Annotated in this window: 11 protein-coding genes; 7 read left to right on the top strand and 4 right to left on the bottom strand. The window is 62.4% G+C overall.

Annotated elements, in window-relative coordinates; all coding sequences use genetic code 11:
- Positions 1–65 precede the first annotated feature (65 nt).
- The 3 genes from FJ930_RS08145 (at position 66) to FJ930_RS08135 (ending at position 3,621) form a co-directional block, all read left to right on the top strand.
- Positions 66–947: a glycoside hydrolase family 16 protein gene (locus FJ930_RS08145; RefSeq protein ID WP_141836664.1), complete on the top strand. Its 882-nt coding sequence runs from the start codon at positions 66–68 to the stop codon at positions 945–947.
- A gap of 49 nt (positions 948–996) precedes the next feature.
- Complete coding sequence (locus FJ930_RS08140) at positions 997–2,328, top strand: UDP-glucose/GDP-mannose dehydrogenase family protein (RefSeq protein ID WP_140745189.1); 1,332 nt, start codon at positions 997–999, stop codon at positions 2,326–2,328.
- 213 nt (positions 2,329–2,541) lie between these two features.
- Positions 2,542–3,621, top strand: a complete 1,080-nt coding sequence (locus FJ930_RS08135; RefSeq protein WP_141836662.1) for a glycosyltransferase — start codon at positions 2,542–2,544, stop codon at positions 3,619–3,621.
- 8 nt (positions 3,622–3,629) lie between these two features.
- On the opposite strand, the gene FJ930_RS08130 is transcribed toward FJ930_RS08135, so the two are convergent.
- From FJ930_RS08130 to FJ930_RS08115, 4 genes are all read right to left on the bottom strand, one after another.
- A complete protein-coding gene (locus FJ930_RS08130) occupies positions 3,630–4,652 on the bottom strand; it encodes a phosphoribosyltransferase family protein (RefSeq protein WP_141836660.1) in 1,023 nt (340 codons plus the stop codon).
- Positions 4,653–4,703: 51 nt separating this feature from the next.
- Positions 4,704–6,200 carry a lipopolysaccharide biosynthesis protein gene (locus FJ930_RS08125; protein ID WP_141836658.1) on the bottom strand — a complete coding sequence of 499 codons (1,497 nt, stop codon included), beginning with the start codon at positions 6,198–6,200 and terminating at the stop codon, positions 4,704–4,706.
- A gap of 192 nt (positions 6,201–6,392) precedes the next feature.
- Positions 6,393–7,187 (bottom strand): family 16 glycosylhydrolase, encoded by a 795-nt coding sequence (locus FJ930_RS08120; RefSeq protein WP_141836656.1) that lies wholly within the window; start codon positions 7,185–7,187, stop codon positions 6,393–6,395.
- A gap of 233 nt (positions 7,188–7,420) precedes the next feature.
- Positions 7,421–8,737, bottom strand: a complete 1,317-nt coding sequence (locus FJ930_RS08115) for a glycosyltransferase family 4 protein (RefSeq protein ID WP_141836654.1) — start codon at positions 8,735–8,737, stop codon at positions 7,421–7,423.
- Positions 8,738–9,178: 441 nt separating this feature from the next.
- Here FJ930_RS08115 and FJ930_RS08110 point away from each other — a divergent pair, with 441 nt between their 5' ends.
- The 4 genes from FJ930_RS08110 to FJ930_RS08095 are packed head-to-tail and all read left to right on the top strand — an operon-like array spanning position 9,179 to position 13,264.
- Complete coding sequence (locus tag FJ930_RS08110) at positions 9,179–10,351, top strand: glycosyltransferase family 4 protein (RefSeq protein WP_141836652.1); 1,173 nt, start codon at positions 9,179–9,181, stop codon at positions 10,349–10,351.
- Positions 10,352–10,366: 15 nt separating this feature from the next.
- Complete coding sequence (locus FJ930_RS08105) at positions 10,367–11,356, top strand: glycosyltransferase family 2 protein (protein ID WP_141836650.1); 990 nt, start codon at positions 10,367–10,369, stop codon at positions 11,354–11,356.
- A complete protein-coding gene (locus FJ930_RS08100; RefSeq protein ID WP_141836648.1) occupies positions 11,356–12,306 on the top strand; it encodes a glycosyltransferase family A protein in 951 nt (316 codons plus the stop codon). The genes FJ930_RS08105 and FJ930_RS08100 overlap by 1 nt, the downstream gene beginning before the upstream one ends.
- Positions 12,296–13,264, top strand: a complete 969-nt coding sequence (locus FJ930_RS08095) for a glycosyltransferase family 2 protein (protein WP_141836646.1) — start codon at positions 12,296–12,298, stop codon at positions 13,262–13,264. Before FJ930_RS08100 ends, FJ930_RS08095 begins: the two co-directional genes overlap by 11 nt.
- The last annotated feature ends 57 nt before the right edge of the window (positions 13,265–13,321 follow it).

Raw genomic sequence — 13,321 nt, 5'->3', positions numbered from 1 at the left:
CCGTTTGGAGGCACTTCAAACGTCGACTTTGGGTTGGGGACGCACAGCACAAAGGTGAGTTTGGTATGAATTCTGATCCGAAAACCACGTCCACGACAGCAATTCACGCAATGCCGTTCGCGCGCCGGAACAGGCAAGACAGCCCGGGTCGATTGGGTTCGCTCTGTGCGTTGCTGTTGGTTGTCCTGGGCAGCCCGCTGGCAGTTCCTGCCCATGCGCAGAATATCGAGACGTCCCCGTCCTTCGTCGACGATTTCACCAGTTTCAACCGCGAGCGCTGGTATGTTTCCGACGGCTGGACAAATGGCAGCCACCAGAATTGCACCTGGTCGAAAGGGCAGGTCAAACTGTCGGACGGTGTGTTGTCGCTGGGCTTCGAGAAGCAGAAGACGAAGGATCGTGAGTTCGTCTGCGGCGAGGTCCAGACCAAGCAGCGCTACGGCTATGGCACCTATGAGGCGCGGATGAAGACCGACACGGGCCCCGGTCTCAACGCCGCCTTCTTTTCCTATATCGGCCCGTCCGACAAGCAGCCCTGGGACGAGATCGACTTCGAGATCCTGACCAAGGACACCTCCAAGGTGCAGGTCAACGCCTACATCGCCGGCAAGGGCAAGAACGAGAAGCTGGTCGACGTGCCGGGCGGCACCGACGGCGGGTTCAACGACTACGCCTTCGTCTGGCAGAAGGACAGTTTGCGCTGGTATCTCAATGGCAAGCTGGTGAACACCATCACCGATCCGGCGAAGCTGCCCGCCCACGCCCAGAAGATCTTCTTCAGCCTTTGGGGCAGCGATACCATGAAGGGCTGGATGGGGACGTTCGCGGATCCGGGCCGCAAGGTTTCGCTGCAGGTCGAGCGCGTTGCCTTCACAGCGCTCGGCGAGCCATGCCAGTTTCCGGAATCGCTGGTATGTAGCGTAAAGGAATTGGGAAAGACGAATTGAACCGGCCGGACCGTAAACGGTTCGCGGCCTTGGGAAGGAACGAAACCGAATGAACTTGACGGTGTTTGGAATTGGCTATGTCGGCCTCGTGCAGGCGGCGGTGCTTGCCGAGGTCGGCCACCAGGTGGTTTGCGTCGATGTCGACGCGAACAAGGTCGAGCGGCTGAACCAGGGCCTGGTCCCGATCTTCGAGCCCGGCCTCGAAAGCATCGTCAGGGAAAATCACGCCGCCGGCCGTATCAAATTCACCACCGATGCCGCCGCCGCCGTCAAGCATGGTGAAATCCAGATGATCGCCGTCGGCACGCCGCCCGGCGAGGATGGTTCGGCCGATCTCAAATATGTGCTGGCGGTCGCCGAGACCATCGGCCGCGAGATGGATACCGCCAAGATCGTCGTCGGCAAGTCGACCGTGCCGGTCGGCACCTGCGAAAAGGTAAAGGCGAGGATCGCCGAGACGCTGAAGAAGCGAGGGCGCGAGGATTTGACCTTCGACGTCGCCTCCAACCCCGAATTCCTCAAGGAAGGTTCCGCCGTCGCCGACTGCATGAAGCCGGACCGCATCATCGTCGGCACGTCCAGTGAGGACACCGAGGCGGTGATGCGCGAGCTCTACGCGCCGTTCAACCGCAACCACGAGAAGATGATCGTGATGGATGTGCGCAGCGCCGAATTCACGAAATACGCCGCCAATTGCATGCTGGCGACCAAGATCAGCTTCATGAACGAGATGGCCAATTTGGCCGAGCAGCTGGGCGCCGATATCGAGGAGGTGCGCAAGGGCATCGGCAGCGATCCGCGCATCGGCTACCACTTCATCTACCCGGGGCTCGGCTATGGCGGCTCGTGTTTCCCCAAGGACGTACGCGCCCTGATCAAGACCGCCGAGGGCGTCAAGTTCGACGCCAAGCTGTTGCGTGCCGTCGAGGAGCGCAACAACGACCAGAAATCCGTGCTGTTCGACAAGGTGAATCGCTATTTCAAGGGCAACCTCGAGGGCAAGACCTTTGCGCTGTGGGGCCTGGCCTTCAAGCCCAACACCGACGACATGCGCGAGGCACCGGCGCGCGTCCTGATGGAAGCGCTCTGGAACGCCGGCGCGACCGTGCAGGCCTATGATCCCGAGGCGATGCAGGAATGCCAGGCCATCTACGGGCTGCGCGACGACCTGATGCTGTGCGGCACCAAGGAAGCCGCCCTGCGCGGCGCCGATGCGCTTCTCATCGCCACTGAATGGAAAAGCTTCCGCGCGCCGTCTTTCGACGCGCTGAAGGATGCGCTGACCACGCCGGTGATCTTCGACGGCCGCAACCTTTACGACCCCAAGGTCGTCGCGCGCCACGGCATCGAATACCACTCGATCGGCAGAATGGCGGCGTGAGGCCCGTTACGGACAGGCCCGGAACGGAAGCCGCGACGAGCGCGCGCAACGTGACCGGCGCAGTTCGCCCGATGATCCGATCCGGTTCACCGGATGGCACTCATGTACCGATCCATTCGCGACGCTTGATCCGCCACGGTACGCCTGAGGCGGCTTCGACGCGGCTCTTCGTTGGCCGCATGCATGAACGCGAAAAGACGAGGAGCCAGGATCATGAAAGTTCTTTTTGCAGGTGGTAACGGGTATCCGCCCGAATTCAGCGGCGGTGTCCAGTCGAGCACCCATCACCTGGTCGAACAATTGATCGAACACGGACACGAGGCGGCGGTGCTCGCTGCCCTGTTCGGAGACGGTGTCTTCGGTTTCAAGGCACGCGCCAAGATGAAGCTGTTGCGTCAGCCGGCGGTCGTCGACAGCTTCCCCGGCTATCCGGTGATAAGGGCGTGGTTTCCCTGGGAGGCCGCGGGCTTTGCCGTCAACCGGGTGAAGCCGGATGTGGCGGTGGTCCAGTGCCACAAATCGGTTCCGCTAGGCAAGGCGCTGCAGGCCGAGGGCGTGCCGCTGGTCGTCTATCTCAGAAATGTCGAGTTTCACGAGCTGGGTGGCGATCTGCGCGAGTTGCACTCGGCGCTCTATATCGCCAATTCCGATTTCACCGCGCGTACCTACAAGCGTGAGTTCGGCATCGAGGCGACGGTGATCCCGCCGACCATCAACCCGACGCATTACAGCACGCCGACGACGGGCCAGTTCGTGACCCTGATCAATCCCTATGAGGAAAAGGGCTTCGAGCTTGCGGTGCGTATCGCTGGCGCGTGCCCCGAAATCCCGTTCCTGTTCGTCGAGAGCTGGAAGCTGGATGACGACCATCGCGCGCGCATCGAGGAAACGATCGCGCCCCTTGGTAACGTCACGCTGGAGAACCGCACCAGCGACATGAAGACGGTCTATGGCCGCACCAGGATCCTGCTTGCGCCCAGCAAATGGGAGGAGGCCTGGGGGCGCGTGGCGTCCGAGGCCCATTGCAGCGGCATCCCGGTCATCGGTTCGCGGCGCGGCGGCCTGCCTGAAGCGATCGGTCCCGGCGGCGCGGTGCTGGACCACGATGCTCCGCTCGCCGACTGGGTGGCTGCCGTCAGGCTGCTGTGGAACGATAACAAGGAGTATGATCGGGTCTCGGGCCTCGCGCGCGGCTTCGCGGCGCGCCCGGAGCTTGATCCGGATCGTCAGTTCGTCACCTTTTTCTCGATACTGGACAGGGCGGTGCAGCAGCGCGCCCGTCAGGCCGCGTAGGGCACAATTCAGGCCGGGCGCTTGCCCCGGCTTCTGAGCGTTTCGTAGCCACGGGCGCCAAGCAGGGCGCGAGCCAGGGATTTGACGACGCTCTTGCGGCCTTCCTGCGAGTTGATCTGCCGCAGTCTGGCCGGCAGGTTTCGCGCCGCCTGGCCAAGCGCCGGCAAGGATAGCGCCTCGGGAAAGCTGACCATGTGGGTCTCGACGCACAGCACCGGCTTGCCCGACAGCTCGGTGATCCTCAGCGCCTGCGCGTGCTCGCTTTCGATGAACAGGATGGCATCGGATTTGCGGTAGAAATCAGCCTTGAAACTGCCATGCGCGCCAAGCCGCTGGCGCTCCGCCTTGCTCGGCAGGTCAAGCATGACCAGGTGGTCATACTGGATCCCGTGCTTGGCCAGCCACGCCTCGGTCAGCGTGCGGTATTTCTCGAGCCGGCTGGTGACCAGCCAGCCGATCCTGTGGGTCGGCGCATGAAGCGGCCGCGCTTCGCTGAGGAATTTCTCGTAGGCCGGCCCGTCGTCGTTCTCCGCCTCGGTCGGATCGAGGCACAGAACGCCGTCTATGTCGACGCAGCATTGCGCCAGGAACTTGTGGTGCATGAAATTCCACTGGAACATGCGTGGATGCGGCACGACCTCGAAGACGATATCGGTTTCGGGATGCTGCGGCCGCAGGCCGAACACAGCGGCGAAGGTGAAGTCGGCCTCAATGCCGGCAGCCTTTATTCGAGCGCGGGCGTCGCGCATGGCGTTGCCGCCGGAGACGCTGTCATCGATCACCAGCACCTTGCGCATGTCCGAAACCTTGCGGTCGAGCGCGGCGCGGCGCTTGGTGATGCCTGACGTGTAGACCCGGCCTTCCAGGAAGCTATCCAGGTCGGTCATCGGAATGTTGGCCGCGAGGCTGACCAGCGTCGCCGCCAGCACGCCGCTTCTGGGAACGCCGACCACCAGGTCGATATCGCGCGGCAGCCGGTGAAGGTTGCTGACGATGGCGTCGTTCATGTCGGAGATCGATCGGTAGTGCATGGATCGGACCTGCTGCTCGGATGGAAGGGATAATGGTCGAAAGCGCCGAAATTATTGCGCTTCACGCGGTGTCGCCGCCGGCGGCCTTGCCGGCAGCATCTTCAGAGCCTCGCGCAAGGCCTCACGGCCGGGTGCGAACACCAGCGCGACGACGATGGTGATGGCGTAGGCGAGCACGGCACCGCTGGCCAGGGCGATGACATGCTGCTGCGGCAAGACCGGCTTGATCAGCCAGACCGCCGCCAACGCCAGATGCGCGCCGAGCACGAATGGCGTTGCTCCGCGCAGCACATGGCTGGCCCGCAGCGGTCCGCTCTTGCCGACATAGAGCCACAGGAAGGGCGTGCGCAGATACTCGCTGACCGCATAGGCCACCGCCACGCCGAGCGCGCCATAGGGCAGGCCGAGCGCGAACGCGATCACCGAGGTCAGGGCTGTGACGATGCCCCAGCGCATGAAGTCGCCGGAGCGGCCCTGGCTCACGAACAGCCAGCCCGCCGGGTTGTTGAGTGGCTGCAGCAGGCCGGCAAAGCCGAGCGCCAGGAAGATCGGGGCGCTTTCACGCCACTGCTCGCCGAGCACGTAGGGGATCAGCACGTCCGACATCGCGGTGGCGAAGGCGACGCCGGGCAGCGCCACCAGCAGGATCAGCGGCATGACGCGCAGATAGGCGCTGCGGTAGCGGTCCGGCTCGTCCTTGAGCCTGGAGAGCGCAGGCACCATGACTTTCGACAAGGGATTGGTGATTTGGCTGAGCGGGAACAGAAGCAGCTTGTAGGCGCGGTCATAAAGGCCGAGCTGGGCCTCGCCCCAGTATTTGCCGATCAGCACATTGTCGAGGTTGCGGGCAAAGAAATTGGCGAAATTGAAGCCGGTGATACCGGCGCCGAAATTGATCAGCTCGCTGATGCCCGCGACCTTGCGCGGCAGGCCGGGCCGCCAGCGCGAACTGGCCCAGTAGCAGAGCGTCGGCAGCACGGCGCCGGTCAGTGTGCCGGCAAAAAGCGCCCAATAGGAGCGGTCGATGAAGGTCCAGGCGATCGAAACCGCCAGCCCCGCGACCGCGCTGGCGACATCGATGATCGCCAGGCGCCCGAACTGCATGCGGCGCGTCAAAAGCGCCAGATGCTGGGCGCCGGACCCATAGGCCATGATCTGCAGCCCGAACGCGGCCACCAGGCCGGTCACGCGCGGCTCGCCGTAGAAGGCGGCGACCAGCGGTGCGGCACCCGCCAGCACACAGGCCAGCACGGCGCTGACGGCGACGTTGATCCAGAAGAGGTAGTTCACCTCCTCATGCCGGATGCCGGATTTCTGGATCGTCGCCTGGGTCAGGCCGAAATCCTGGAACAGCGCGATGAAGGCTAGCACCGGCGCGCACATCGCCACGACGCCGAAATCCTGTGGCGAAAGCAGCCGCGACAGCACGATGACGGATATGATCTGTGTCGCGATTCGCACCGATTGCGCCAGGGCGGTCACCACCGCGCCACGCCCGACCGATTTGCGCAGAGAGCCTTCTGGCGGATCGAATGGATTGGCTTCCAAATTCAGGATTCCTGATTTTTGCGCGGATTCCGGAACCCGAAATCCACAATCGCCGCCGACCCCAAACTACGACAATAATTTTGCAGTGCAACAGAAAACGTGGAACGCCGAACCAAGAATATTGCAATGCAGCATATCCGGCGCATATGCCTTGATGCTCGACAAAGCAGCCTTGGTGCCGTGAAGTTTAGCTCATTGGCCGACGTCGCTGCGCCTGTATCCGTGAAGTGTCATGACCAGTCTTTCCGAAGGGGCCATTGGCTCCCATTTGCCGGCCCAACGCGGATCCATGGCCGCGCCTGCCGCCACCCACAGGTCGAAATACGGCTGCATGGGCTTGTTCGGAAAGGCTCCGCCGGGGGTGTCGGCCGGCGTTACGACGGCCACTTCCTTGCCGTCGATGAAGAAGACAACTCTTTTCCCGGCCTCGTATTGCATGGCCAGGCGATATCGTTTGCCCGAGAGGTCGCCAGACTGGATCAATTTCATCCAAACGGTCTTGTGCCGATTGTCGACGTTGGCCCAGACCGTAAGCTGCATCCCCTTGGTGCCGACGATCTCAAAGTCGACTTCCTCATGGGCCTTGTCGTTGAAAATCCAAAGCGGCGCCGCGATTAGCCCTGGCTTCATGGAGGGAAGCGTTACGTCCACTTCCCATTTCGCCGATGAGGAAGCGGTGTTGGCGCCGGACACCACCTGCGCGGATGCCTTCTCGCTGACGGTAAGCTGAAGGGAGCCGTCGACGATTTTGACGTTCGCGGCTTTCCAGTCGTAGCCTCCAAGCTTGGGTTCGCTCCACTGCGATGGCACGAAGGGATTGCTGTATTTCCAAAGTTGCAGCCTGACACCCGACCAGTCGGGAACCTTGTCGAGGGTAACGTTCCCGCTTCCCGCCGTGCCGCTTTCAGCCAGTGCATGGCCGGCAACCCACTGCATGGCCGTGGAGGCCGCCAGAAGCGTCAGGAATTGTCTGCGTGTGGAACTCATCGTTAGCCTCCATTGGGTCGCCTTGACCTTGTCAGCGGCGACGATGCCAAGCCGGGCATTCGATGCGGCCTAGGTCGTTCTAGTGCATGGACACCACTTTGATGATCGAGCCGTACACCAAAGATAAGGCGATTGTTTGCTGCATTGCGTCAAAAATGTTGCACTGCGGAAAAGGCCTTTCGCGTCAGGAGATTCCGGCGGCGCGGCAGCAACTGCAACTCCTGGAGAGACGCTCAAGCCGCGGAGGCTGTTGGGAGGTGGGTTTGTCCACTACATTCTTGCCTGCCAGGTTCAAACTGCGATGAACCGAGTCGAACGGTTTCAAGCTGCAAGGACTGGGGAGATGCAACATCGAAGGCAGGATCGAGCTGCACAGACTCGCCCGCTCTTTCCAATGCGACACGATCGTAAAGCGCATCGAGAAACGCGCCCGCGGATTCTAACCCGAACATGGTCTCCGCGGTCCTGCGGGCATCGCGCCGGAGCGGCTCCATCAAGGCGGGTTGCCCTATATACGGCTTCAATCGTTCGATGGCCAAACTGGCGAGCCGCTCGACCTCGTCACGGAAATATTCGGCATATTTCGCCTCCCCCCGCGAATCGTATCCCGGACTCCACCAATCGCCGATGTCGTTGAGCCTGACGGGCAGGGCAATCCCGTTGACGCCGTCCTCAAGGAATTCCGGCAAGGCGCAGACCTTCGTTCCAAGAACCGGAGTGTGCTCGGACATGGATTCCAGCGCTGAATAGCCGAAAGTATCGCCAAACGTGGCGAGGATGCCGAAGTGCGAGTTGCGCAGCAATTGTCGCACCGATCGGTTGGGCAAAACCCCGTGATGCTGGACGTTTCTCAGTTCGAGCAGCTTTATATAGGGGTCGAAGAATCCCGGACTTGTCGGATCCGTCCATATATGGCCGCCAACCTGGAGACTTGAGACAATGTTTACCCGGATGGGCAATTTCTGCTGGATGGCTTTTTCGGCGATCTTGACTGCAACGCATCCGCCCTTGCGGCCAAAGTGAGCGCCGACAAATGTCAGCACCAGTTCCTCGGCGCTGTTTTCGGACATCGCATCTTCCGTCGCGGGCACCACGATATTCGGGTGGCGGACCAATAGCTTTTCCGTCAGGAGGCCGATTTCCGGATTGTCGCTGTGCTGGGCCAGAAAACTTCTGTGGGCAAAATGCGACAGTGCGATGATGCGACGGCAATTTGGGCTGGCAATCCGCGACCTCAGGTAGCTGGCCATCAACCCGCGTTTACGAAGGGCAAACTGTCGCGGCAAATGAGATTCAAACGACATGATGTACTTGGAGGAATTGATCGGTATCCGGTTGAATGCATGCACCATGTCGACAGACAAGGCAGGTTCGATCAGCGTCACGCCTTCCAGCTTGGATGAGACCAGATTCAATGGCAGAAATCGCTGGCGCAGGATCGTATGCCTTGATGCTCGCGGCGTGACGAAGCTGGTCGGATACTTATCGTCAAAGATGGCGATGCGAAGAGACTTGCCCATACTGAACCACCCGTCTTCAAGCAGCGGCATCGGGGATTTCGCAAGCTATTCCAATGATGCAGAAAGCATGCTGCCGCGCTGCAACAGAATGCAAGAGCGGATCCCTAGCCAAACTCAAGGCCCAACTTTCCTGACGAGAGTTCAACACCGTTTTGTGTTGCAGTGCAATACGAATTTTAGCAATTGCTTAACCTTCAGCTCGGCTACCGGGTTGGGGAGCGATTTGGGCCGATGTGACCGTCACATTGCGGGGTTTGCAGCAGAATGCCTCGGTTTATGGGCGCGTCAGGCCATGCCCCGCCTCCGATGGCGCGATTGTGTGGCCGCGCCCGCGCTGTCAAAAATTGGGTCATATGTTTTGTGCAGCGCGGTAGAGATGGCTAATTTTGCTACGCGGTGCCAAAAATGTTGCGATGCAGCAAGAGCTGTACTAGCATCCCCTTGGGTGGGTCAAACAGCGGTTGAGTTTTCATGCTGCATGTCTTGTACCTGGTGCACGATGTTTGCGATCCGGCGGTTCGCCGGCGGATCACAATGCTCAGGACAGGCGGCGCCCGTGTCACCCTGGCGGGCTTCCGCCGCACCGCGACCCCGATAGCCGACATCGAAGGATTGCGGCCGATCGACCTTGGCGCGACACGCGATGGCCGATTCGCCCAACGCCTGACAGCGGTGGCGAAAGCGGCGGTTTCGATAGGTTCGAAGCTCGGCGGCGTGCCGAAACCAGATCTCATCATCGCGCGCAACCTGGAAATGCTGGCGCTTGCCCGCCGCGCCAGGTCGGCTTTCGGCCGTGCGGTGCCGATCGTCTATGAATGCCTCGATATCCATCGCCTGGTGCTCCGCGATGATGTCCTCGGCAAGGCGTTGCGCGCCACCGAGCGGCATCTGGCGCGCGACGTGAAGCTGCTGGTGACCAGTTCGCCCGCCTTCATCGCCAATTATTTCAAACCCTTCCGCCAGATCGCCGCACCCGTCGAGTTGGTCGAGAACAAATATTTCGAGGCAGCAGCGATCTTGCCCGGTGAGCGCGAGCCGGTCGAAGCGCCTGTCGCCCCGCCCTGGCGGATCGGCTGGTTCGGAGCGCTTCGCTGCCGCCACTCGCTCGAACTGCTGGCCGATTTCACGCGCCGCATGGAGGGACGTTTCGAGGTCGTGCTGCGCGGCCGCCCGGCTCTGTCCGAATTCCCGGATTTCCACGGCTTCGTCGAAGCCGAGCCGTGGTTGTCGTTTGGTGGGCCATACCGCAATCCGGAGGACATGGCGGCGATCTATCAGGACGTCCATTTCTCCTGGGCGATCGATTTCTTCGAAGCGGGCCAGAACTCGGAATGGCTGCTGCCCAACCGCCTTTATGAAGGCTGCCGTTTCGGGGCGGTGCCGATCTCGATGGCCCATACCGAAACGGGACGGTTCCTCAGCCAGCAGGATATCGGCGTCCTTCTGCCGAACGCCACGCCCGACGCGCTCGAAACAGCACTCGGCACGATGGAGGAGCACCGCTTCGGCCGACTGAAGGCGCGCGTGCTTGCCCATGATCCGAGAATGTGGAGCTACGATCGCAGCGACTGCAGCGCACTGGTCGAAAAACTGCGCCGCCTGACCACCGTGCGCGAGCCCTTCGCGACCGAAGCCCTGGCATAGGATGGACATCGCCTGATGACGCAAGCGCTTCCTTCCAGCCTGATCGTGATCCCGTGCCTGAACGAGGCAGCCCATATCGGTGCGCTGCTCGACCAGCTCTGCCCGGCGGCGGCAAGGCTTGGCGCCCGCATCGTCGTCGCCGATGGCGGCAGCACCGACGGCACGCTCGCCATTGTCGGCGAGCGCCTGAAGAAAGATCCGCGCATCATCCTGCTCCACAATGAAAAGCGCATCCAGAGCGCGGCGATCAACCTTGCGGTGGCCAGGTTCGGCGACGGCGCGCAATATCTGATCCGCATCGATGCCCATGGCGGCTATCCCGACGACTATTGCGACCGGTTGGTGGAGGAGGCGCTGGCCACCGGTGCCGATTCGGTCGTGGTTTCGATGCTGACCAGCGGCAGCGGCGCGGTCCAGAAGGCGACCGCCGCGGCGCAGAATTCCAAGCTCGGCACCGGCGGCTCCAAGCACCGTCATCTCTCCGCCGGAGAGTGGGTCGACCACGGCCATCACGCGCTGATGCGGATCTCCGCCTTCCAGGCCGTCGGCGGCTACGACGAGACGTTCAGCCACAATGAGGATGCCGAATTCGACTATCGGCTGCGGCGGGCCGGCTATAGGATCTGGATGAGCGGCAGGACGCAGATGGTCTACTATCCGCGCGCTTCGCTCAAAGGCCTCTATTTCCAGTATCTTGGCTATGGCCGCGGCCGCGCCAAGAACGTGCTGAAACACCGTGTCATCCCGAAGGTCCGGCAGATGGTGCCGCTTCTGGTCCTTCCGGTGGTTCTTCTGGCCGCCTTCTCCTTCGTGCACTGGATCGCGGCGGTTCCGCTGCTGATCTGGGCGTCGGTATGCCTGGGCTATGGTTTGGCGACGGCGCTCAGCGAGCGCAATGCCGACATCGCGCTCGCCGGCGTTTCGGCCATGGTCATGCATTTCGGCTGGTCCGTCGGCTTCTGGCTGCAGCTTCTCGGCCTCGGCACGCGACGCGGGGTGGCGTGATGGCGGCTCGGACCAAGAACCGCAGCATCGACATCGGCGTGTGCACCTTCCGACGTCCGGAATTGGCCGACACGCTGCGCTCGCTCGCCGCCATGGACATGCCAGGAGGTTTCGATGTCGGCGTCACTGTCGCCGACAATGACGACACGCCGAGCGCCAGGGGCCTGGTCACGGCGCTATCGCGAGAACTGACCTTGCCGATCCGCTATCATCATTGCCCGGCGCGTAATATCTCGATCGCCCGCAACGCCTGTCTCGACGCCAGCGAGGCGGATTTCCTCGCCTTCATCGACGACGACGAGACCGCCACGGCTTCTTGGCTTGCCGAACTGGTCGCGACGGCTGAGAAAAGTGGCGCTGCCGCCGTGCTCGGCCCGGTGCGGGCACTTTACCGCCCGGATGCGCCGGACTGGATGCGCCGCGGCGATTTCCATTCGACCTTGCCCGTCTGGGTGCGGGGCGAAATCCGCACCGGCTACACCTGCAACGTTCTGCTCCGCATGGGATCGGACAGCCTGCGTGGCCGCCGCTTCAGCCTGGCGCGGGGCCAGACCGGCGGCGAGGATACCGAGTTCTTCGACCAGATGGTCAAGGCAGGCGGCCGCATCGCTTTCTCCGAACAGGCCTGGGTGGACGAGGTGGTGCCGGGCGCCAGGGCCGCGTTCGACTGGCTTGGCCGGCGTCGCTTCAGGGTCGGGCAGACACATGGTCATCTCCTGGGCAACAACGCCAGCGGCATTGGCCTGGCCAAACAGGTCGGCCTTGCCGCGGCAAAGGCGGCCTATTGCTTCGCGGCGGCACTTCCCGTCATCGCCAGCCCGGTGCGCCGGAACCGCAGCGTGCTGCGCGGCATTATGCATGTCGGGGTCGTCAGCGGTCTTGTCGGCATCCGCGAAATCCGTCTCTACGGCCAGCCCTCGCCGCGGGAAGGAGGTAAACGTGCAGCCTGACGCATCCTTCGTCCCGGATGTTTCCTTCGTCATCGCCGCCTACAATGCCGAGGCTACTCTTGACCGGGCGATCGCCAGCGCCATTGCACAGAAGGATGTCAGCGTCGAGATCATCGTCGTCGACGACCAGTCGCGCGACGCCACGCTCGATGTGGCGCGGGCCTATCCAGAGGATATTGTGCGCGTCGTCGCGCTCACCGCAAATCGTGGTCCCGGCGGCGCCAGGAACGCCGGGCTCGACATCGCCCGCGGCAGGTGGATCGCGGTTCTCGATTCCGACGACGCCGTCTTTCCCGGCCGCATCGCCGCCATGATCGGCCGCGCCGAAAAGGCGGGCGCTCAGATCGCCGTTGACAACCTCCAGGTCGTCCGTGAGGACGGCGTCGTCGAGGATGTGATGTTCCCGCGGCAGTATCTCGAAGGCCTGCGCGAGATTTCGCTGGCCACCTACATCGCCGGCAACGTCGTCTTCGAATCGAAGTTCAATCTCGGCTACCTCAAGCCGATCTTCCAGCGCCGGTTCCTCGATGAAAACCGGCTTCGCTATGATGAAAAACTGAGGATCGGCGAGGACTACATCCTGTTTGCCGACGCCCTTGCCAAGGGCGGCAGATGCGTGGTCGAACCTGCCATCGGCTATGCCTACCACATACGCGGCGGCTCCATCTCCCGTGTGCTCGAGCTTCACCATGTCGAAGCGATGCGCAAGGCGGATGCGGTGTTCGCTCAAACCCATCGGATGGATGAGGCAGCCCAGGCTGCTTTCGCGCGGCGCGGCCGCAGCCTGCGCAAGGCGGCTTCGTTCCTGGCGATGGTCCAGCACATCAAGGCGCGGTCCCCGCTCAAAGCGATCCGGACGGCGCTCAGCGACCCGGCGGCGGTCAGGCATATGGGCATGCCGATCGCCGTGCGGTTGCGAAGAGTAGCGGCACAGTTTGCCGTGGGGGCGGGGAGGTGAAGATGCAGGCACATGGAGGGATTTTTCGTGGCCTGCGAATGGACTGCAGTCGATCTC

It is taken from the genome of Mesorhizobium sp. B2-4-15, assembly GCF_006658505.1.
Taxonomy (GTDB): Bacteria; Pseudomonadota; Alphaproteobacteria; order Rhizobiales; family Rhizobiaceae; genus Mesorhizobium.
The sequence above is the reverse complement of the archived record's forward strand: the minus strand, read 5'-3'. Positions and strand labels throughout refer to the sequence as shown.